This is a genomic window from Janibacter sp. Soil728 (assembly GCF_001428305.1).
Taxonomy (GTDB): domain Bacteria; phylum Actinomycetota; class Actinomycetes; order Actinomycetales; family Dermatophilaceae; genus Janibacter.
Genome location: NZ_LMRZ01000005.1, coordinates 129473 through 150553, shown reverse-complemented (window position 1 = coordinate 150553; position 21081 = coordinate 129473). Strand labels below are relative to the sequence as shown.

19 protein-coding genes and 4 tRNA genes are annotated in these 21081 nt (G+C 69.8%); 6 read left to right on the top strand and 17 right to left on the bottom strand.

Going from position 1 to position 21081, the window contains the following annotated elements:
- Window positions 1–7: 7 nt before the first annotated feature.
- Window positions 8–1132 carry a cysteine desulfurase family protein gene (locus ASG73_RS11415; protein WP_055995037.1) on the top strand — a complete coding sequence of 375 codons (1125 nt, stop codon included), beginning with the start codon at window positions 8–10 and terminating at the stop codon, window positions 1130–1132.
- On the opposite strand, the gene ASG73_RS11410 is transcribed toward ASG73_RS11415, so the two are convergent.
- The 8 genes from ASG73_RS11410 to ASG73_RS11380 form a co-directional block, all read right to left on the bottom strand.
- Window positions 1119–2231 (bottom strand): methyltransferase, encoded by a 1113-nt coding sequence (locus ASG73_RS11410; RefSeq protein WP_055995034.1) that lies wholly within the window; start codon window positions 2229–2231, stop codon window positions 1119–1121. The genes ASG73_RS11415 and ASG73_RS11410 overlap by 14 nt on opposite strands.
- A 79-nt stretch (window positions 2232–2310) precedes the next feature.
- Window positions 2311–3186 carry an HNH endonuclease gene (locus tag ASG73_RS11405; RefSeq protein ID WP_055995032.1) on the bottom strand — a complete coding sequence of 292 codons (876 nt, stop codon included), beginning with the start codon at window positions 3184–3186 and terminating at the stop codon, window positions 2311–2313.
- The gene (locus ASG73_RS18640) at window positions 3077–3649 is read right to left on the bottom strand and encodes a DUF222 domain-containing protein (RefSeq protein WP_162253981.1); all 573 of its coding nucleotides are present in this window, start codon (window positions 3647–3649) and stop codon (window positions 3077–3079) included. The genes ASG73_RS11405 and ASG73_RS18640 overlap by 110 nt, the downstream gene beginning before the upstream one ends.
- The gene (locus ASG73_RS18070) at window positions 3639–3992 is read right to left on the bottom strand and encodes a hypothetical protein (protein WP_055995029.1); all 354 of its coding nucleotides are present in this window, start codon (window positions 3990–3992) and stop codon (window positions 3639–3641) included. Before ASG73_RS18070 ends, ASG73_RS18640 begins: the two co-directional genes overlap by 11 nt.
- A 197-nt stretch (window positions 3993–4189) precedes the next feature.
- Window positions 4190–4263, bottom strand: a tRNA-Val gene (locus tag ASG73_RS11395).
- A 218-nt stretch (window positions 4264–4481) separates the two neighbouring features.
- Entirely contained in the window at window positions 4482–5039 is a 558-nt protein-coding gene (locus tag ASG73_RS11390; protein ID WP_162253980.1) for a PGPGW domain-containing protein, read from the bottom strand.
- 26 nt (window positions 5040–5065) lie between these two features.
- Complete coding sequence (locus ASG73_RS11385) at window positions 5066–5914, bottom strand: aminotransferase class IV (RefSeq protein ID WP_055995024.1); 849 nt, start codon at window positions 5912–5914, stop codon at window positions 5066–5068.
- Complete coding sequence (locus ASG73_RS11380) at window positions 5911–6933, bottom strand: chorismate-binding protein (RefSeq protein WP_055995020.1); 1023 nt, start codon at window positions 6931–6933, stop codon at window positions 5911–5913. Before ASG73_RS11380 ends, ASG73_RS11385 begins: the two co-directional genes overlap by 4 nt.
- 226 nt (window positions 6934–7159) lie before the next feature.
- Between ASG73_RS11380 and ASG73_RS11375 the strand changes: the two genes are divergently transcribed.
- Window positions 7160–8014, top strand: a complete 855-nt coding sequence (locus ASG73_RS11375) for a helix-turn-helix domain-containing protein (RefSeq protein ID WP_055995017.1) — start codon at window positions 7160–7162, stop codon at window positions 8012–8014.
- Between the two features lie 23 nt (window positions 8015–8037).
- On the opposite strand, the gene ASG73_RS11370 is transcribed toward ASG73_RS11375, so the two are convergent.
- Window positions 8038–8802 carry a sigma-70 family RNA polymerase sigma factor gene (locus ASG73_RS11370; protein WP_055995014.1) on the bottom strand — a complete coding sequence of 255 codons (765 nt, stop codon included), beginning with the start codon at window positions 8800–8802 and terminating at the stop codon, window positions 8038–8040.
- Between the two features lie 196 nt (window positions 8803–8998).
- Between ASG73_RS11370 and ASG73_RS11365 the strand changes: the two genes are divergently transcribed.
- Window positions 8999–9316 (top strand): PRC-barrel domain-containing protein, encoded by a 318-nt coding sequence (locus ASG73_RS11365; protein ID WP_055995011.1) that lies wholly within the window; start codon window positions 8999–9001, stop codon window positions 9314–9316.
- Between the two features lie 88 nt (window positions 9317–9404).
- Window positions 9405–10079, top strand: a complete 675-nt coding sequence (locus tag ASG73_RS11360) for a GAF and ANTAR domain-containing protein (RefSeq protein ID WP_055995008.1) — start codon at window positions 9405–9407, stop codon at window positions 10077–10079.
- Window positions 10080–10124: 45 nt separating this feature from the next.
- Here the strand turns inward: ASG73_RS11360 and ASG73_RS11355 are convergent, their stop codons facing one another.
- Window positions 10125–10736 (bottom strand): flavodoxin family protein, encoded by a 612-nt coding sequence (locus tag ASG73_RS11355; protein WP_055995005.1) that lies wholly within the window; start codon window positions 10734–10736, stop codon window positions 10125–10127.
- A 253-nt stretch (window positions 10737–10989) separates the two neighbouring features.
- Here ASG73_RS11355 and ASG73_RS11350 point away from each other — a divergent pair, with 253 nt between their 5' ends.
- The gene (locus ASG73_RS11350) at window positions 10990–11985 is read left to right on the top strand and encodes an FUSC family protein (RefSeq protein ID WP_162253979.1); all 996 of its coding nucleotides are present in this window, start codon (window positions 10990–10992) and stop codon (window positions 11983–11985) included.
- A 100-nt stretch (window positions 11986–12085) separates the two neighbouring features.
- Here the strand turns inward: ASG73_RS11350 and ASG73_RS11345 are convergent, their stop codons facing one another.
- From ASG73_RS11345 to ASG73_RS11330, 4 genes are read right to left on the bottom strand one after another with little or no spacing between them, the layout of a single operon-like run.
- A complete protein-coding gene (locus tag ASG73_RS11345) occupies window positions 12086–14320 on the bottom strand; it encodes a catalase (RefSeq protein WP_055994999.1) in 2235 nt (744 codons plus the stop codon).
- A 34-nt stretch (window positions 14321–14354) separates the two neighbouring features.
- On the bottom strand, window positions 14355–15842 hold the full coding sequence (locus tag ASG73_RS11340; RefSeq protein WP_055994996.1) for an FAD-dependent oxidoreductase: 1488 nt from the start codon (window positions 15840–15842) through the stop codon (window positions 14355–14357).
- Between the two features lie 14 nt (window positions 15843–15856).
- Window positions 15857–17902, bottom strand: coding sequence for a CocE/NonD family hydrolase (locus tag ASG73_RS11335; protein ID WP_055994993.1), 2046 nt, complete (start codon window positions 17900–17902; stop codon window positions 15857–15859).
- Window positions 17903–17906: 4 nt separating this feature from the next.
- Complete coding sequence (locus ASG73_RS11330) at window positions 17907–19205, bottom strand: ATP-grasp domain-containing protein (protein WP_055994990.1); 1299 nt, start codon at window positions 19203–19205, stop codon at window positions 17907–17909.
- A gap of 129 nt (window positions 19206–19334) precedes the next feature.
- On the opposite strand from ASG73_RS11330, the gene ASG73_RS11325 reads away from it, so the two are divergent.
- Window positions 19335–20711 (top strand): NAD-dependent succinate-semialdehyde dehydrogenase, encoded by a 1377-nt coding sequence (locus ASG73_RS11325; protein ID WP_055994987.1) that lies wholly within the window; start codon window positions 19335–19337, stop codon window positions 20709–20711.
- A gap of 62 nt (window positions 20712–20773) precedes the next feature.
- Here the strand turns inward: ASG73_RS11325 and ASG73_RS11320 are convergent.
- From ASG73_RS11320 to ASG73_RS11310, 3 genes are all read right to left on the bottom strand, one after another.
- Window positions 20774–20848, bottom strand: a tRNA-Val gene (locus tag ASG73_RS11320).
- Between the two features lie 27 nt (window positions 20849–20875).
- Window positions 20876–20946: transfer RNA gene (locus ASG73_RS11315), tRNA-Cys, on the bottom strand.
- Window positions 20947–20969: 23 nt separating this feature from the next.
- Window positions 20970–21042, bottom strand: a tRNA-Gly gene (locus tag ASG73_RS11310).
- Window positions 21043–21081: the final 39 nt, after the last annotated feature.

Below are 21081 nucleotides of genomic sequence, written 5' to 3'. Positions count from 1 at the left end.
TGGAGGTATGAGCGACCACGCTGCCGCGTACCTCGACCACAACGCCACGACCCCGATCGCGAGAGAGGTCGCGGACGCGATGTGGCCCTACCTCACGCAGCACTTCGGCAACCCGTCGAGCGCGTCACCCCAGGGCCGCACGGCGCGCGTTGCCGTCGACCGGGCCCGTGAGCAAGTCGCTGCCGTGATCGGCGCCCACGCCGACGAGGTCGTCTTCACCTCCGGAGGCACCGAGTCCAACAACCTGGCCATCCGGGGCAGCGCTGCCGTCGCCACGACCCATGTGGCAGTGACCTCTGCGATCGAGCACCCAGCGACCATGGAGCCGTTGGCCCACCTCGCCGCCCAGCACGGGTGGGTCGTCCTGGAGCAGCCGGTCGACGTCGAGTGCCGGGTCCGCAGCGACGAGCTGCCCTCAGGCCGCGTCGGGTTGGGCACGCTGATCCTGGCGCACAACGAGACCGGCGCGCTCCAGCCGATGGCCGAGTTCGCCGAGCGCATCCACGCGGCCGGAGGCGTCGTGCATGCCGACGCCGCCCAGTCCGTCGGCAAGGTCCCGGTCGCGGTCGACGACCTCGACGTGGACCTGCTGTCCATCGCAGGGCACAAGCTCTACGGGCCGAAGGGGGTCGGTGCCCTGTACGTGCGTCGTGGCACCCGGCTGGCTCCGGTACTGCGCGGCGGCGGCCAGGAAGGGGGCATCCGCCCCGGGACCGAGGACGTGGCCAGCATCGTCGGGCTCGGCACGGCCGCCGAGCTCGCCGGTCGCCTGCTGCAGACCGAGGCGGCCCGGCAGCGTGCCCTGCGCGACCTGCTGTGGGACCGGCTGGTCGCCGCCGTCCCGGACCTCGTCCGGGTCTCACCCGTGGAGCACTGCCTCCCCAACACCCTCATGGTGGCCGTTCCGGGTCACGTCAGCGCGCAGCTGCTCGAGTCGATGAGCGGCCTGTCGGCCTCCACCGGCAGCGCGTGTCATGCCAGTACCCACACCCCGTCAGCGGCCCTGCTGGCGATGGGGATCGACCACGACACGGCTCTCGGTGCCCTGCGGCTGAGCCTGGGCAGGGGGACGACGCAGACCGAGATCGAGCACGCGGCCACCTCGATCATCGAGGCGGTCAGGACCGCCTGAGACGCCACAGCGAGGTGATCTCACCTCGACGGGCCTCGTGGAGCGCGTCCTTGGCGTCGCTTGCCCGTCCATGCCTGGGCACCGTCTCGAGCCGGTCGACGACGCCCAGCCCGGCATCGGTGATCCAACCGAGCAGTTCCTCGTGGGTGCGCATCCCGAGCCGCTCGGCGAGGTCTGACAGGACCAGCCACCCTTCGCCCCCCGGCTCGAGGTGATCGGCGAGTCCGCTGAGGAACCGGCGAAGCATGTCGGAGCCGGGGTCGTAGATGCCGGCCTCGAGGGCGGAGGTCGGCTCGCCCGGCAGCCACGGGGGGTTGCACACGATGAGATCGGCGCGACCCCGCGGGTACAGGTCCGCCTCGACGACGCTCACCCACTCCTCGACCCCGAGGCGCGCTGCATTGTCAGCGGCGCTGGCCACGGCACGCGGGTTGATGTCGGTGGCCACGACGCGACCGATACCCCTGCGAGCCAGGACGGCTGCCAGGACACCGGTGCCGGTGCCGAGGTCGAAGGCGGTCCGCGGAAAGGGGTCACTCAAGGGTGCGTTGACGACCAGGTCGACGTACTCGCCCCGCACGGGCGAGAAGACGCCGTAGCCGGGATGGACGCTCTCCCCCAGCCCCGGGACGTGCACGCCCTTCGTCTGCCACTGGTGGGCACCGATGACCCCGAGGAGCTCGGTGAGGGCGATGACCTTGCTGCTCGGCCCGCCATAGGCAGCGGTGCATGCCTCACGGACGTCGGGGGCGCGTCGCAGGTCGAGCGAGTGATCGGCGTCGAGCTCGACGACCAGTCGGCCCAGGAGGGTGGCGCGCTCGGTGCGCACGGTCCGGTGCCCGGCGAAGGTCACGCCGCCGCGCTCACGCTGGGCAGTGCGTCGCTGCACGCGACGATCCAGAGCCTTCAGCAGCTGTCGCGCGTTGTGGTAGTCGCCGCGCCAGAGGATCACGCTCCCGGAGCGCACCATCCGCATCGCGGTGTCCGCAGTCAGTGCGTCATCGGCCACGACGACCTTGGTCGGGGCAGGGGCACCGCTCTCGGAGTGCCACTCGGTCAACCGATCGGCGCCGTCCTCGACCCAGCTGATGTTGTCCATGGTCCGGCGAGTCTAGGTGGGTCCTGACGTCGGTTGTGGATGGGGCCGCTTCTGTGGTCAAGCTTTCGATGGCAGTGACCTATGCAGCCCCGAGGAGTCCCTCGAAGTGCACCTCGATCGGTGACCTCGTGGTGTCGAATGGACGCCGGCGCTCCCGGGCGGGTGCGGGTGGACGTCCATGCCCCAGCAAGGGTGGTGCGGTGCAGGTGTACTCGCTGCCGGTCGGTGTCGTGAGAGTGGCCTCGTGGGGGCCGCCGCCGGGATCCAGGCCGGTCGAGGTGACCTCGGCCCGCCAACCGGGAGCCTCCTTGACCAGGTTGTGTCCCTGACACCCACCCAACGCGTTCGCCGCGGAGGTTTCACCCCCTCGCGCGTGCGGGCTGACGTGGTCGATGTCGCGGATCGGTGCGTCGCAGAACGGGACCCGGCAGGTCGCGTCCCGCAGCTGCACCAGCTGGCGTAGCACCCCGCTGAACAGCCGCCGCTTCGAGTCCATCGCCACCAGGTCGCTCCCACCAGGCGCGGTCCACAACCGCCGCAACCACGTCGCGGTCCCGGCGTCACACAGACGCAGCAGGTGCTCACGAGCCATCTCCCCGGGCATCGCACCCCACCCCGGGACCTCAACCTCATCCCGGTCACCAGCGCCGGTAGCGCCGCGGCGGAAGAACACCGAGCCAGCATCAGCGCCAGAGCTTTCGCCGGTGCGCACGATCGCTTCCTCACGCATCACCAGAGCCACCTCGACCGGCTGCACCTGCCCCTCAGCCCGCCCCGACAACAGCTCCAACGCGGTGTCCGCCATCCACGCCCCACGCCCCCGCTCGTCCGCCGCACGCGCCGCATCAACCTGAGGGTCGCCGGTGGCGACGTAGCGGGACTGCTCGGCCTTCTTCAACGCCGCAAACGCACCGACCACATCCTGCAACGGGCCCAGCACGCTCAACCACGCCATCCCATCCGGCCTTCTTCAACGCCGCAAACGCACCGACCACATCCTGCAACGGGCCCAGCACGCTCAACCACGCCATCCCATCCGCCGCCGGCCGCACACTCACACTCCTCGACGCCACCGCCCTACGACGCCGACGCACCAACGCCTCCGCATCCAGATCCGCACTCGCCCGATGCGCCGCAGCCGCCAGCTCCCGATCCCCCACCGACGTCAAGCACCCCGCCAACCTGCGGTCGGCCTCCACACGATCATCGTGCGACAAGCACGCAGTCTCCCGAGCCACGATCGTCGCTCGCCACTCACTCAACTCACCACTGGTCAACGCTGCCATCGTATGCGGCAAGTCGTGCACCAGCGCCTTCGCCAACCCCACATGCCGATCCGCCTGACCCGGCGCGCACCGCCGCGCCAACGCCAGCTCCGCCCGCGCACCCCGACGACGACACGACGCCTCACGCCACATGCCGATCCGCCTGACCCGGCGCGCACCGCCGCGCCAACGCCAGCTCCGCCCGCGCACCCCGACGACGACACGACGCCTCACGCGCCGAGACCACACCATCCGCACGGTCCTGCGCCACCCTCGCGTCGCGGTCCTCGACAAACCGAGCGGTCGCGCGAGCCTGCAACGCGGCAGCCGCCCCCTTCGTCGCCTCGCACACCGTCACGACCTGCAACAGCTCCGCCTCCGACAACCCCTCCGCACGAGCCCCGCTCAACACCCCCAGAGCAGCAGCAAGACGATCAGGCAGCGCGCCACCGACCACAGACTCACCCGCCGTGCTGGTCGTCCCCTGATCGGTCATCGCGCCCCCCCTTCGCTACTTCAAAATTAGTACATGTGTTCGAATGATTCAAGAGGGGTGGGGACAACTTCTCCGCCGCCCCACCACCCCTGCTGTCGCCTCAAGACCACACTGCCACCGACCCCCGACAACCGAGCCGCGCACGACGAAAGCCCCAGACTCTGCGTCTTCTGCAGAGTCTGGGGCTTTCGTGTCGGTGGACGTAAAGGGACTCGAACCCCTGACCTTTCGCGTGTGAAGCGAACGCTCTAACCAACTGAGCTATACGTCCATGGTGCTCCCCGGGCCAGCGTCCCGGCCGGGCAACCTGAGCAGAGTACCCGGCTGCCCCTCGTTGGTGCCAATCGCCTCCACCCCTTCGAGACGGTTGCTGCGCAACCTCAGGGAGCGTCCTTGCTGTCGGCTGGGCGACCCCCTCAGGGAGCGTCCTTGCTCTCGGCTGGGCGCCCCCCTCAGGGAGCGTCCTTGCTGTCGGCTGGGCGCCCCCCTTCAGGCGGCCCTCAACCCGGGCACCTGCAGCAGCAGCTCCTCCACCTGGTCCGGCGCCCATCCGGGCACCCCGGTGACGAGCAGCGCGAGATAGAAGCAGAACCAGCCGAAGGCCGCCGACAGCAGGAGCATCGGGATCTTCGCCTTCCACGGCAGCGCCCGCACATACTGGTCGAAGGCCTTGACCTCCGCCTTGACGAACTGCGTCACGCGTCGCGCCCAGAGGAACTCGGTGCTCCACAGGAAGAGCCCGATGAAGATGACTGCCCACCCGGGACCGATGAGCGGGATCATCGGGATGCCCGCGATGATCAGGGCCAGGCCGAGAATCGCGATGACGATCCGGTACACCGGTCCGGTCACCGGATGGGTGCGAATCGCCCGGCGCCAGGCGACCGGGTCCTCGTGCGGGTCGATCCTGCCGTCGTTGCCGAAGCGGTCGAGCAGCTCCTGGCGCACGATCGCGTGCTGCTCCCGACGGATGTCCCGGTAGGAGCGGCGCCGCCCCTGCCCGTCCTTGCCCTGCCCGGCGTGCTCGGCAGCTGTGTCCACGTCCACGTCCCCCACGGTGGTCGCCACGGGGCTCAGGGGTTGAGGTCCGACGCTGAGGCCTTGGCGAAGGCCTCACGCACCCGGGTCGTGATCGGGCCCGGCGCACCCAGCTGGCGACCGTCGATGGCGTGGACCGGCTGGACGTCACGCGTGCTGCTGGTGAGGAAGGCCTCCTCGGCGGACTCGAGCACGGTGAAGGGCATCGTCTCCTCGACGATGTCGATGCCCACCTCACGGGCGTACTCGATCGTCAGCTCGCGGGTGATGCCGGCCAGGCAGGCACTCTCGAGCGGCGGGGTCCGCAGCACACCGTCGACGACGACGAAGATGTTGCTCCCGGTGCCCTCGCACAGCTCGTCACGGTCGTTGGCGAAGAGTGCCTCGCTCCCGCCCTTGGACTTGGCGTGCGCCAAGGCGATGACGTTCTCCGCGTAGGACGTGGTCTTCAGGCCGGCGGTCGCAGCGCGCGAGTTGCGGGTCCACGGGACCGTGGCCACTGCGGTGCTGTCGGCGAAGGGGGTGACCTCCGTGGCCGTGACGATGTAGGTCTGTCCCTGGTCGCCTCGGTCAGAACCGAGGGGGCCCGGCCCGCCGGTGATCGTGTAGCGCAGCCGCCCGAAGGGGATCTGCTCCCCGGCAGCCAGCACGGCGCCGATGCCTTGCTGCAACCGCGCGCGGTCCACGGACGGCAGCCCGAGGCCGGCGAGAGTGCGGTCCATGCGCGCCAGGTGACGGTCGGCCGCGAAGACCTCGCCGTCGACGATCTTGCACGTCTCGAAGGCACCGTCACCCACGGTGATGCCGTGGTCGAGTGCCGCCAGTGCCGGCTGATCCTCCCCCACGAGCGATCCGTTGACCCAGATCCTGACCTCGTTGCTCATGTCCCCACTCTTCCAGATGCCAGCCCGATGAGGGTCTGTGCCTTGAGCTCGCACTCAGCCCACTCCCCTTCGGGGTCGGATGCCCAGGTGATGCCCGCCCCGGTGCCGAAGCGCAGCCGGCGCACCCCGTCGGGATCCACCGTCGCGTAGAACGTGCGAATACCCACCGCGAGTTCCCCGCGCGGACCAGCGGGATGCTCGGCGTCGATCCACCCGACGGCCCCGCAGTACGGACCGCGGGGCACCGGCTCGAGGTCGGCGATGGTGGTGAGGGCGCTGGACTTGGGTGCACCACTGACCGACCCGGGAGGGAAGCTCGCGGCAAGCACGTCCGACCACGTCGTCCCGGCACGCAGGTTGCCCGCGACATCGCTGACCAGGTGGACCAGGCCGGGGTGCTCCTCGGGCGCGCAGAGCCGTTGCACCACAACGCTCCCCGGCTCGCAGACGTGCTGCAGGTCGTTGCGCACGAGGTCGACGATCATGACATTCTCCGCGAAGTCCTTGGCGAGCATCTGCTCGGCGGTCGGCGCGGTCCCCTTGATCGGGCTGGACTGCAATCGGTCACCGACCCGGGTCAGGTAGCGCTCGGGTGACGCGGTGACGAGGTCCACCCCGGCCGAGGGGACGTGCACGACCCCGGCGAAGGGGGCGGGGTTGCCTCGAGCGAGCACCGCCGCCAGATCTGGCAGCCGGGCATCCTCGGGCAACGGCGCCTGCAGCATCGTCGTGAGGTTGACCTGGTAGACGCTCCCGGACGCGATCCGCGAGCGGATCTCCTGCACTCCTGCGACATAGGCCGAGCGCCCGAGTGACGAGCTCCAGCCAGTGACCGCCGGCCAGCGCGTGTGATCGCCGGGAGGGTCTCCCCCTTCGTCCCGACGCGCGAAACGGATGGCCGTGAGGGCACCCTCGAAGTCGAGTACGACGGCCCAGCACCCGGACTCGAGATCGGCCGGGTCGTGGCTGACCTCGACGGGGTCGCACCACGTCGTCGTGCCGAATCTCGCGAACTCCACGCGCTGAGGATAGGCGGACTCCGCCGACCTTCTGCTGCCCAGCGGCAAGTTGACGGCAAGTTCACCTCACCCTCTGGCACGCGCGTGGCTCTGCGAAATACCTTGACCCGCGAGAGCTCCGGGGATCGAGGGAATGAGGGGCCGTCCTCATCGAGGACGGTCCCTCCGCGACTGTGGGGCAGGGCAAGTGACGACGGGGCCCGCGGGTTTCAGGCAAGGTGTTGGCATGAGACAGTCCCCTGGCGGCACGTGGCTCCACCGGCTCCGACGCGAGAGCGGACACACGCAGAGCGGCTTGAGCCGCCTGTCCGGGGTCAGCGTGCGCACGATCCGAGGACTCGAGCGCGGCGAGATCCTCACCCCGCAGATCGCCACCCTGCAGCAGCTCGTCCTCACCTTGGGCCTGTCGCCCGAGACCCAGGCAGAGTTCATGCATGCCTGGGCCACGCCGCCGCAGGCAGGCTTCGACCAGCTGCTCGTCGACCCGCACCTGAGCGAGATCGAGCACATCGATGCGCTCACCCGCGCCACGCTCGGCAGCTATCGCGTCATCAGCCAGGTGTGGCGCACCCGGGTGTCGGCTGATCGACGCCTGGTCCACACCTGGTGCCACTCGTCCATCGTCGCCGTCGAGGACGGGCTGGACCGGGTCTTCAACGTGCAGAGCGGGGACGAGGGGACCATGGCCGCGGACCTGGACTTCACTCCGCTGCTCGGTTGTCGCCTGCGCAGTCGACGCGACTTCCCCGAGAGCAATGTCGCCGTCTTCGAGGTGGCACTCCCCCGCTCCTTGGCCAAGGGCCAGACGCACGCCTACGCCTACCAGGTCGACGACAACAGCGATCCCACAGCGCACCTGGCCGACTCCGACGGTTTCGTCTGGGGACCACCGCACACGGCCCGCTCGCTCGTCGTCTCGGTGGAGTTCGAGACGGCGCCCGCACAGGTGACCCGCATCGAGCGGCCCCCGGGCCAGGACTTCCACTTCCACGACGTCGTGCAGCTCGACGAGGCGAATCGCGCCTCCCTCGTCATGGAGGATGCTGGGCCCGGCGCCTTCGGCTTCGCCTGGACCTGGTGACCGCGGGGCCCGACCTCCCGCCGTCAGGCCTCGATCCGGGTGCGCAGGCGCGTGCAGATGCTCGTGAGGATCCTCGAGACCTGCATCTGGCTGACGCCGACGCGCTCACCGATCTCCTTCTGGGTGAGATCGGCGCCGAACCTCAGACTGATGATCCGCCGCTCCCTCGCGTCGAGATCCTTCATCGCCGCCCGGAGCGAGATCAGGGTCACCGACCTGGTGTAGGGATCCTCGTCCGAGGAGAGCGTGTCGGCCAAGGGCATGGACGACTCCGCACCTACGGGTACGTCGAGCGATGAGGACCGGTAGCGCTCCCCGGCCGCGCGTGCGTCGCGCACCGCCTGCACGTCGACACCGAGCTCTTCGGCCACCTCGGCATCGCCGACCTCGCGTTGCTTCTCCTGCCGCAGCAGGGCGATGGCGTCACGCACGTCGTGGTGCAGCTCCTGCAGACCTCGCGGCGGGCGCACGGCCCAGCCATGGTCCCGGAAGTATCGCTTCAGCTCTCCGTTGATGGTCGGTGCCGCGAAGGCGGTGAAGCCGTGGCCGCGGTCGGGCCGGTAGCGCCGGGCGGCGAGGACGAGACCGAGCATGGCTACCTGTTCCAGGTCCTCGCCCTCGATCCCTCGGCCCTCGAAGCGCCGGGCCAACGCGATGGCGAGGCCGCGGTTGCGGACGACGACCTGCTCTCGCAGACGACTGGCCTCAGCGGGGTCAACCTGCTCACACGCCCTGGCGAGCAACTCGCTCGCCTCGTGGTCACGGCTCTCGAAGACGGGTTGCGACATCGTTGACATGGGGGGCCTTCCAAAAAAGGAGCCACACCCAGCCACGGTCTCGAGCCGGTCGTTGTGCTCACAGCAAAGCACATGTCATCGGTGCGGGCAACGGATACGTGCCCAGATGCGGTCTCGGTGCATGCATGTCCTGTCATCCGGGTAGCCACCGTGCGTTGAACCGCATCCTCGGTCAGGAAGTCATGTCGTGCCCGATCCACTCGCCACCGCGCGCAGGTACCTGGGTCGGCCGGTGCGCACACGCAGGGGCGTCCTCCTCGGGCGGGTCAGCGACGTCCTCTCCGACGCGGAGTCGAGGGATCCCCAGTGGCTGGTCGTGCGTCTGCGAGGAGTCGTCCCTCGCCACCGACCGTTGCCGCTCCAGCTCGTGCTCGAAGAGGAGCACGCTCTCGTCGCCCCGATCAGCGCCGACGTGCTGCGCTCCGCACCGGTGGCCACCGTGGCCACCGACCTGAGGTCGAGCCAGGAGATGAGCTGGCGCCGCTACTGGTCCCTGGCCTGGTGAGCCCTGGGCGGGACCCGGGCGTGACCTTTGGCCTCCCATCGGCCATGCTCTGATCAGCACGACGCGTCGACCCATCGATAGGTGACTCATGCACAACGATCAGCTGGCCCGCATCGTCGAAGCCCTGTCGCAGGAGCCCGAGGAGGACTACACCCTGCAGCAGGTCGTGACCGAGGCGGTGAAGAACATCCCCGGCTGCACCATGTGCAGCGTCTTCCTCCGTCAGGGCTCCACCGTCGAGATCGCTGCGAGCACCGACCCCACGGCCAAGCACGTCGACGAGCTGCAGTTCGAGATGGACCAGGGTCCGTGCCTGTCCGTCCTGAGCGAGCACGAGATCGCCCTCGTGCGCGACACCGAGCACGAGGCGCGCTGGCCCCTGTGGGCCGTGTCGGCGCATGAGCTCGGTGTGCGCTCCTCCCTGAGCGTGCGCTTGGACTACTCCGCCCCCCGGCTCGCCAGCCTGAACATGTACTCGGACTCCGTCGACGGTTTCGACCAGGACGCCATCGACCGCGCCATGGTCTACGCGCGCCTGGCATCGGTGGCCCTGGGCCTCGCACGGGAGATCACCGGGCTGCGCAGCGCCCTGCAGAACCGTCTGGTGATCGGTGCCGCGCAGGGCATCCTCATGGAGCGGTACGGCCTCAGCCTCAACCGCGCCTTCGAGGTCCTGCGCCGACGCTCCAACGAGACCAACACCAAGCTCCACGAGGTGGCGCAGACCGTCCTCGAGGGCGGAGACGTCCTGGCCGCCAGCTGAGGGTGCCGGGCGTGGGTGAGGGGTGCAGTGCGCCCGCCCCTGCGCTCACCCCTTCGAGGGCGGCGCGGGGATGGGGTGGTGCTGCAGGGCGGTGGCCACGGCCACGAGATTGGCCGCCATCGTGCGACCCGTCGACCGTGACCACTCGTGCCCGTGGTCGGTCTCCGTGTAGGACGGTCCGGGGCCCGGGCCCATGTTCCAGTACGTCCAGGCCTGGCCGGGGATGGTGAAGCCGATGTCGGCCAGGCCTCCGCTCACCTCGGCGATGACGTGGTGGGCACCGTCCTCGTTGCCCGTGACGATGACGCCGGCGACCTTGTTGTAGGCCAGCGGGACGCCGGCGTCGTCGGTCTCGCTGATCATCGCGTCCAGACGCTCCAGGACGACCTTGGCCACGCTCGCCGGCTGGCCCAGCCACGTGGGCGTCGCGATGACGAGGATGTCGCTCGCCACGATCTGGGCGCGGACCGCCGGCCACTCGTCGCCCGCCCCCATGTCGCTCTGGACGCCGAAGGGGATGTGCAGGTCGACGACGCGCTGGACATCGACATCGACGCCGTGGTCGGTGAGCGCTTGGATGACCTCCTCGGCCAGCGCCCGGGTGTTGGACGGCTCGGGCGACGGCTTGAGCGTGCAGTTCAGGATGAGTGCCTTCATGCTCGCGTCCTACCCTCCTCTCCCGCCGACAAACGACACGCCGCTGCGGCCCGGGCGCATGCGATCCGGCTCTCCGGGGTACCCGGTGAGGGAACCCAGACGTGGAGGTGGCATGAGAACGCCCCGACAGGGACCCGCGCATGACACCCCCGGCGCAGGCTCTTGGCGCGCGCCGCACAGGCAAGATCGAGTGTGGGCGCGCGCCAGCGCCGTGATGCCGCCGCTGCGCTCGCCCGCGACCCGTGGCGAGCTCATGCAGATCGTCAAAGCGGTCGTGGCCGGCGTCCTTGCCTGGCTCGTCGCCGACGACCTGCTGGGACTCGGATCAGCCTTCCTGGCTCCCTGGACGGCGCTGCTCACGGTCCACGCCACGGTGTACCGCTCACTGACCCGCGGCGCCCAGGTCGTTGGCGCCACGGTGCTCGGGGTCCTCGTCTCCTATCTCGTCGTCGAGATGGCCGGCTACAACGCGATCGCCCTCGGCGCAGCCATGCTCGTAGGGATGCTCGCCGGCCTGCTCCGGCCGATCCGCAACGAGGGCAGCACCGTGGCGACCACGGCGCTCTTCGTCATCACCGCCGGGCAGGCGGAGCAGGCGCCCATGCTGGTCGACCGGCTCTCCGCGACGGGTATCGGCGTGGCAGCCGGTCTGGTGGTCAACGCACTGCTCGTCGCGCCCTTGGACGACCTCAGCGCCCGCCAGCAGATCGACTCGGTGTGCCGCCGCCTGGGCACGCTCATCGGGAACATGGCCGACGAGGTGGGTTCCCGCAAGGATGTGGATGCGCAGAGCTGGATCGAGCAGTCGCGCCAGACGGATGCCGCTCTCGGCCGGGCCTGGGAGCTCGTACGCCACACCCGCGAGGCCAGGTTCGCCAATCCTCGCAGGCTGCCCCAAGACCTCGGTCCCTCCGACTACGCCGCCCTGCTCCTGCGTCTCGAGGAGGGGATCGCGCAGACCCGCGCCATCGCCCGGACGATCGATCAGGCCAAGGGAGGGCACACCGGATGGAGTGAGCAGTTCTGCCCACGGTGGCTGCATGCCCTCGCGGTCCTCGGCGACCAGCTCGAGCATCCTGAAGAGGAGGCGCGGAGCCAACGTCCAGAGCTCGAGTCGCTGGTGGCCGAGCTGTCCTCCACGGACCTGTCCCAGGACCACTGGCTCGCGTACGGGTCTCTCATCGACTCCACCATCCACATCAGCGACGTCGTCGACGACATCACGGCCTCACGTCGCGTGTCCGTCTGAGTCGCGTGTCCGTCTGAGTCGCGTGTCGGTCTGAGTCGCGTATCACCGTCGACGACGTGCTGGCCGCCGTGACCACGCTGACCGGTCGGGCGGCCGGCACTCATGCGGGCGCGAACCGCTCCCACACCCGGTGGCCGGCCAGCAGCGTCAGCAGCTGGGCGCAGACGTCGGTGACGTCCTCCCCGGCGACCACGCCGGGAGCCCCTCCCGGGGTCAGCGCCGTAACGGCATCGGTGCCCGGGCCCCAGGCCCCGATGGCCTTGCCGTGACGGAAGGCCTCCGCCACGAGCAGCTGCAGCCGCGGGTCTATCGCCGTGCTCCCCGCCGCACCCGATGGATCGAAGGCCCGGGCATCGGTGCCCGACTGAGGATCCGCCTGGGCGCCCGGCGCCCCGACGAGCAGCAGCGCGTCGAGCTCGACGGACCGCGCGGTGAGGAGTGTGCGCTGCACGGGCACGGCCTTCTTCCCGCTCCCGAGCATCCCACCGACGGGGGCGATGACCAGTGGGACCAGTCCGGCGTCGTGGATCGCGGCGCGCACCTCGAACAGCTCTGCGAGATCGGCATCGACATCGACATCGACATCGACCACGATGCCGACCGTGCGTCCGTCGATCGGCCACTCCTTGCCCAGCTGCGAGAGCGCTGGGCTGGGCTCGACCTCTGCGAGGTCCTGCGCCCCGGGCGACGGGAGGCCGAGCCCCTGGGCCACCCTCTCGGCCAGCTCGCCGTCGACCTGGGCCAGCGCAGCGACCTGACGCTCACGGATGGCCTGCTCGTAGCACCGGCCCAGCTCGAAGGTGTACGCCGAGACGACGTGGTCCTGCTCGGTCTCCGTCAGGCTGAGCCAGAAGAGACGGACCTGGCTGAAGTGGTCGTCGAAGGAGGCAGCGGCCGTGCGGGACTTCTCCCCCACGACCACCTGCGGCACCTCGATGAGGGGCGCGTCCTGCGTGCCCGCGTGGAAGGGGCAGCCACCGTCCAGCGAGTTGGGGCGGTAGGGCGCGACGCCACCGTGGTCGGCGGTCTGGTGCATGCCGTCGCGGAGCATGTCGTTGACAGGGGCGTGCGGCCGGTTGATCGGGATCTGGCCGAAGTTCGGTCCGCCGAGCCGGCTGATCTGGGTGTCGAGGTAGGAGAAGAGCCGCCCCTGCAGCAGCGGGTCGTCGGTGACGTCGATCCCGGGCACGAGGTGACCGGGGTGGAAGGCGACCTGCTCGGTCTCGGCGAAGTAGTTGGTGGGGTTCGCATTCAGCTGCAGCTTGCCGATCGTCTGGACGGGCACGAGCTCCTCAGGCACCAGCTTCGTCGGGTCGAGCAGGTCGATGCCCTTGTAGGTCTGGTCCTCGCTGTCCGGCATGACCTGGATGCCGAGCTCCCACTCGGGGAAGGCGCCGGCCTCGATCGCGTCCGCGAGGTCGCGGCGGTGGAAGTCCGGGTCGGCGCCGTTGACCAGCTGGGCCTCGTCCCACACGAGGGAGTGGACCCCGAGCTTGGGCTTCCAGTGGAACTTCACCAAGCTCGTCTCCCCCGACTCGTTGACGAGGCGGAAGGTGTGGATCCCGAAGCCCTCCATCATCCGGTAGGACCGCGGGATCGCCCGGTCCGACATCTGCCAGATCGCGTGGTGCTGGGCCTCGGTGTGCAAGGAGACGAAGTCCCAGAAGGTGTCGTGGGCGCTCTGTGCCTGCGGGATCTCGCGGTCCGGGTGCGGCTTGGCAGCGTGCACGATGTCGGGGAACTTGATCGCGTCCTGGATGAAGAAGACCGGCATGTTGTTGCCGACGAGGTCGAAGGTGCCCTCGGAGGTGTAGAACTTCGTCGCGAACCCCCGGGTGTCACGGACCGCGTCAGCCGATCCACGCGATCCGACGACGGTGGAGAAGCGCGTGAAGACCGGCGTCTCCACCCCGTCACCGAGGAAGGCCGCGCGGCAGACCCCGACTCCGGTGCCGTACCCGGTGAAGGTGCCGTGGGCGGCCGCACCACGGGCGTGCACCACTCGCTCGGGGATGCGCTCGTGGTCGAAGTGCGTGATCTTCTCCCGCAGGTGATGGTCCTGCAGGAGCGTCGGACCGCGCTCTCCGGCCTTGAGCGAGTGGTCGGTGTCGCGCAGGCGAGCGCCCTGTGCGGTGGTGAGGTACGCGCCCGCCTGCGCGCGGTCGCCCTCGGCCCCGCTCGGTCGTCCCGTCGGTGAGATCGGCGCCACGGGCTGCTGGTCGTCGGCCGGGGGAAGCGGCTCGCGCGGCTCGGTCGGCTCCTCCACCGTGGGCGTGCCCGATCCCGGCGAGCCGGGGACGGGGATGTCGTCGTGAGGCTTGTTGGCGGCGCTCATGGATCTCTCCTGTGGGTCGAAGGGGGCTGACGCACTACCCCTGCTCACCGTCCTGCATTCGCCGCTCGGGCAGCGGTCGCGACGCCGGTCCTTCGAGCACCTCGCCCGTGGCCGCGAACCGCGATCCGTGCAGGGGGCAGTCCCAGCTCTGCTCGGCGTCATTCCACTCGACCACCCCACCGAGGTGGGTGCACAGCGCGGAGACCGCACAGCTGCGTCCATCGACCGTGGAGCGCGCGACGGGGACGACCCCTCGCCGGCCGACCTCCCCTTCGCCCTCCGCCGGTGCTCCGGGACGCAGTGGGTGCAGCGCCACGCCGGCAGCCCGCGTGACGAGGCTCAGTCCGACACTGGCGTTCATGCCCACGAGGTGGGCCATCGCCGCGGGCCGGCTGATCCGTCGGTGGATGGGACGTGACCACGGCATCTGCCCACCCAGGATGCTTGCGCTGAGGTCGAGCGCCGCCGCGACACCGTTGGTCATCCCCCACTTGTCGAAGCCGGTGGCGACGTGCACGTGGCCCATGCCGCGCGGCATCTTGCCGACGAAGGGGAAGCCGTCGTGCGAGCGGTAGTCCTGTGCCGACCAGGCATGGGTCTCCACGGCGTCGGGGAAGTGGGTGGCGGTCCACTCGCGCAGACGGTCGACGTGCTCCCGCTCGGACCGGGCGCGTCCGACGGGATGACCCTCGCCACCCACGAGCAGCATCGGCCCGGGGGCGTCACGTACGGAGCGGGTCGGCCCGCCGGCCGAGATGAGCATCAGCTCCGGCGGGCTGGGGTGCTCGAAGGACAGGGAGTAGGAGCGCGAGGCGCTGACCTTGGCGAAGTAGCCCCCACGGTCGAGCACCGGTGTGCCCGTGGCGAGTACGACCTGGTCGCATCGGGTGCTGCCCCGGGTGTGCCGCACGACCGGACGCATGGACTGGCCCATCCCGGTGACCCTGGCCCCCGTGACCAGTCGTCCTCCGTGGGCGCGCAGGTCCTCGACGAGGGCTTCGACGAGGTCCATCGGGTCGATCTGCGCCTGACCGTCCAGGACCACCCCGCCCGCGTGCTCGAAGGGCACGTCCAGCTCGCTCGCCCAGCGCACGGGCAGGCCCATGCGCGAGGCGGCGTCGAGCTCTGCCCGCGCCCGGTCGAGCTCCCGCCCGGCGTCCGCCGCATAGGTCACCGCGGGGCGGGTCTGGTACGGCACGTCCTGCTCGTCGCAGTACCGCAGCAGCCAGTCACGCCCCTCACGGTTGCCCTCGACATAGCCGGCCACGACCTCCTCGGACTGGTGCCGCAGCAGCTGCGAGTAGCGGGTGCCCTGCAGCAGCGAGATCTTGGCGGTGCTGTGCCCGGTCGTCACCGCCCCAGCGTCGCGTGCCTCGAGCACGACGACGTCGCGGCCCGCTCGTGCGAGCAGGAGGGCGGTGACGAGACCGGTGATGCCCGCGCCGACGACGACGTCGTCGCACCGCTCCACCGGTTCGTCGGAGCTGGCAGGTCCACGGGGTGCGCGCCACAGCGAGGTCATGTTGGCTCCTTGGGTCAGACGAGGTCCCGGGCGATGACCCGGTCCCAGCTCTCGGAGTGGACGCGGCGGTGGCCCCGCTCGTCGTCCAGCTCGTAGGCATCGAGGTCGGCGCGGATGATGAAGTCGTCCTCGGTGCACGTGAGGACCGTGCGCGTGACGACCTCGGTGCGCCAGTCATCACGCTCGATCCGCCGGACGGTGCGCGTCTCCCCCCGCACGGACGTGACGTCGTCCCAGCGGAAGGAGTACCACTCGGTCGTCGAGCGACGGATGACCGTCCCCGTCTCCTCGATGCGGAAGGCACCTTGGTCGTTGACGATCTCCAATGTCGAGACATCGCTGGCGAGGTCTCGCGTGACCCGCCAGTCGTGCTCGCTCGGCTCGAGGATCGTCGTCTCCACCTCCGGCGCCATGGCCGGCTCGTGGAAGGGGGACTCCGTCGCGTCGTCGTCCTGCCGCGGCCGGACCGGGACCTTCAGGACGCTCTCCGCGGGGTGGATGGTCAGCTCGGCCGCTCGCGGCGCGGGCCACACCAGGGGCCAGTAGGACGTCGACACCGACAGGCGCAGCCGGTGCCCCGCGGGGAGCGAGTGGGCCACGCCGTTGAGCGGCACCTGGACGTCGTAGCGCTGCCCCGGCACGAGCGGCTCGGGCTGGGTGCTGGAGGTGCGATGGGTGAGGTTGAGCACGCCGTAGGTGATGCGCGTCGCCTCCCCGGACGGTGCGACATCGGACAGACGGACGGCCACCTGTGCCACTGGCTGGTCCGCCGACAGCGTGACCTCCAGACGCGGCAGACCGAAGACCTCGGTCTGCTCGGTGAGCGGCCTGCTCTCCCAGACGAGCGCCCCGCCGTCCTCCTCGCGCTGGTCGTACGGCAGGTCGGGCACGGCCGCGTAGGAGGCCCACTTGCCGGCGAACATGCCCACGCTGAGCGGTGACCTCAGGGTGAGGGGCGCGTCGTCCTCGTCACTCTGGCCACCCTCGGCCAGGCTTGCCCGGGTCAGGCGGAACTCCCGCTCGTGGATGCGCGGTGAGGGCCACTGGTCCTCGGCTACCCATCGTCCGGGCCGTTCCTCGTAGGAGGCTCGCGGGGGGACGCTGTCCTGCATCCAGGCCCTCAGCGCCGGGTCCTCGTCGATCCCGGTGTCCTCGTCCTTGAGCCAGTGGTCCCACCAGCGAACGAGCTCCTGCAGGAAGCCGATGGCCGGGCCGGGCACCCCGAGGTGGGGGTACTTGTGTCCCCAGGGACCGATGAGGCCGTGGCACGGCACCTCGAGATGCTCGAGCAGGCGGAAGATGGCATTGGTGTACCCGTCGGCCCAGCCGCCGACCGCCATGACGGGGCACTGGATCGCGGAGTAGTCCTCGCTGACCGAGGCGGGCCGCCAGTACTCGTCACGCCACTGGTGGCTGAGCCAGGTGTCGAGCCACAGGCCGCTGCCCCGTAGCCGCTCCAGCCACATGTCACGCCACCCCTCACCGACGATGGCGGGGTCGGGCGGGAGGCTGTTGAAGGCGAGCATCACCGTCGCCTCGGAGAGGTTGTCCCCCAGCAGGCAACCGCCCATGTAGTGCATGTTGTCGACGTAGAGGTCCTCGGTCGCGGACGCGCTCACGATCGCCTTGAGCGCGGGCGGCTGGCGGGCCGCCACCTGGAGGCTGTTGAAGCCGCCCCAGGAGATGCCCATCATGCCGACCTTGCCGTCGCACCAGTCCTGCTCGGCCAGCCAGGCGATGACGTCCTCGGCGTCCTCCAGCTCCTGCTCGCGGTACTCGTCGACGAGCACGCCGTCGGAGTCGCCGCTCCCGCGCAGGTCCACCCGGGCACACACGTACCCGTGCGCCGCGATGTAGGGGTGGTTGACGGCGTCCCGCCCCCGGGTCAGGTCGCGCTTGCGGTAGGGGATGTACTCCAGGACCGCCGGGAGCGGACCTACCTCCCCGGCCGGTCGCCACAGGCGTGCTGCCACGCGTTGACCGTCGCGAAGGGGGATGAAGACATTTTCCTCGGTCTCCACCTCGTGCGTGATCTCGGTGTCGATGGTGGTGGCCGTCATACGCTCATGCACTCCCTTCGCTGCAGTCCTCCAGGTCGAACTGCAGCACCTGCTCGATGTCGTGGATCCGCTCCTGCAGTGCCTCACGGTCGGGCGCACCGACGTAGACGATGGCCAGCAGGTAGCGGTAGGAGTCCTGGTGCGGGAGCTCGGACAGGCGATCTCCCACTGCGACGGGAAAGGTGATCCTGGTCCCGGGGTACCGCTCGGCGATCTGCTCCAGCACGGAGTCGCCGGGGATCCCCCGGACGATCGCGTCGCCCTCGTGAGCCACCACGTACTGGGCGGCGACGGTGAGGTCCCCGTCCCCCTTCGGCATACAGGGTGCATGCCCCAGCGCGACGTCCACGGCGACCTGGTGGTTGGACCGGCCGTCGACGAGGGCGAACATCTCGCTGTGCGACTGCGAGATGCGGGTGTTGACCTCGATGATGCGCAACTCCTGGCGCTCCTCGTCCCACATGAACTCGGAGTTGAAGCAACCGTCGTCGAACCCGATGTGCTCGAGCAGGCGGGCCGTGACGTCGCGAGCCTGCTGCTGGACGTGCTCCGGCACGGTGGCCGCCGGGTAGTCGATCCGCTCGATGCTCAGCCCGCTCTCGGCCTTGAGCATGTCCACGACGCCGTGGACGGCGAACTGGCCCCCGGACACACTCCCCTCGGGCGCGAACTGCGTGCCGGTGATGATCTCCTCCGCGAGACACGCCGATCCACCGAGACCGTGCAGCTCCTCGGGCAGGTCGACGCGCGCCAGCACCTGGTCGAAGGCGTCTCCGACATCGGTGATCTCGGCACGGATCTCCTCCAGTGCCGCCAAGAGGTCGGCATCGTCCCTGATCTCGAAGCCGAGGTTGGACGAGTGGCCCTTGATCGGCTTGACCCAGTAGGGGAAGTCGAGATCGATCTGCTCGGCGACGTCATCGGCGAAGGGGTCGAAGGCCACGAAGCCGGGCACGACCTCGGGCACGGCCTGACGTTGCTCGAGCCGGCTCCAGTACTTGTGCTCCAGCTTGAGCAGGCTCGTCAGCGACGGCGCGGGCAGCCCACGCTCAGCGGCCAGCACGGGCCCGAGCACCGAGGTCGGGAAGTCCCAGTGACTGACGATGGCGTCGACGCTCCCGTCGAAGGCGTCGAGCTGGGCGCGCGCCCGGTCGAGCAGTGCGTCGAAGTCGATCTCCTCGGTCTCGACGAGGGTCTCGTGGTCGAGCAGGTCGTGGAACTGCAGGTCACCGCTCTCGTGGACGGTGGCGAGCTCCTCTCGTTGCAGGGGGGTCAGGCCCAGGACGAAGACATTTCGTGTCATGAGGCCCCCGTACCCACTCTCCCTCCTTCCACACACCGCACGTCGAGACGATGCGGGGCGCGCGCATGTGCTGAGAGGGCCGGGGTAGTGCCTCGAGGCACACTTGGACCAACACCAAGAGAGGACTCCATGTCGAACTACCGCACCGAGAACCCGACCACCGGTGAGATCGAGCGCACCTTCGACGAGGTCGACCGGGCCGGTGCCCTCGCGGCAGTCGAGCGAGCGCACCGCGCCTACGAGCAGTGGCGCGAGCGGCCGCTGGACGAACGGGCCCAGGTCCTGCGCCGCGCCGCTGACCTGTACGACGAGCGCGCCGACGAGCTGGCCCGCGCGATCGCCATCGAGATGGGCAAGCCGCTGAAGGAGGCGAAGGGGGAGGCCCGGCTCGCCGGGTCGATCTACCGGTGGTACGCCGACCACGGCCCCGAGCTGCTCGCCGAGGAAGAGCTCGAGGCCCAGGGCGCCCTGCGCAGCGTCGTCCGCAAGGAGCCGGTCGGCGTCCTGCTCGGCGTCATGCCGTGGAACTACCCCTACTACCAGGTGGCTCGCTTCGCTGCCCCGAACCTCATGCTCGGCAACACGATCCTGCTCAAGCACGCGGGGATCTGCGCCGGGTCCAATGCCCTCATGGAGGAGATCCTGCTGCAGGCAGGTCTGCCAGAGGGTGGCTTCATCAATCTGCTCGCGTCGAGCAAGATCATCCCTGACGTCATCGCCGACCCACGGGTGCAGGGCGTCTCACTCACCGGCAGCGAGCAGGCCGGCGCTGCGGTCGGCAGGTCGGCCGGTGAGAATCTCACCAAGTCGGTGCTCGAGCTGGGCGGGTCCGACGCGATGATCGTGCTCGACGCCGCTGACATCGACGCGATGGCCAAGACGGCTGCCCGGGCGCGCCTGTCCAACTGCGGTCAGGCGTGCAACTCCCCCAAACGGATGTTCGTGGCGGACGCGATCCACGACGACTTCGTCGCGGCACTGACCCGTCACGTCGAGGCGACCGTGGTCGGGGACCCGCTGGACGAGGACACCCGGATGGGACCGATGTCCACCACGCAGGCACGCGACGACCTCGACGAGCAGGTCCAGGACGCCGTCGGCAAGGGAGCCACGGTCCACACCGGCGGACAACCAGTTGATCGGGCCGGAGCCTTCTACGCACCGACGGTGCTCACCGGCATCACCCCGGACATGCGCGCGTGGACCGAGGAGCTCTTCGGGCCCGTGGTGATGGTCTACCGGATGACCGACGTCGACGCGGCGCTGGAGCAGGCCAACGACTCCCCCTTCGGCCTGTCGGGGTCCGTGTGGAGCGATCACCCGGAGCAGGCCGCGAAGGTCGCGGCCCGACTCGACGTCGGCATGGCCTACGTCAACGAGCACGGCACGACCATGCCGGGTCTGCCCTTCGGAGGGGTCAAGCGCTCCGGCTACGGACGCGAGCTCGCCGCCGACGGGATGAACGAGTTCGTCAACCGCAAGCTCGTGCGCGTGGCCGCCCGGTAGAAGCCACCCAGAGTGCACGAAGGCCCCGGTCCGCGTCTCCGCGGGCCGGGGCCTCGTCGTGCTGGTGGGCGATACTGGGATCGAACCAGTGACCTCTTCCGTGTCAGGGAAGCGCGCTACCGCTGCGCCAATCGCCCAGGTCATGCACACGATCTGCATGGTCGAGGTGGAGACGGGATTTGAACCCGTGTAGACGGCTTTGCAGGCCGTTGCCTCGCCTCTCGGCCACTCCACCACCGAAGGTGGTCTCACCTTGCGAGCGGATGACCGGGTTCGAACCGGCGACCTCAACCTTGGCAAGGTTGCGCTCTACCAACTGAGCTACATCCGCGTGTCCCCAGGTCGCTTTGCGCAACCGGGGCACGAGGAG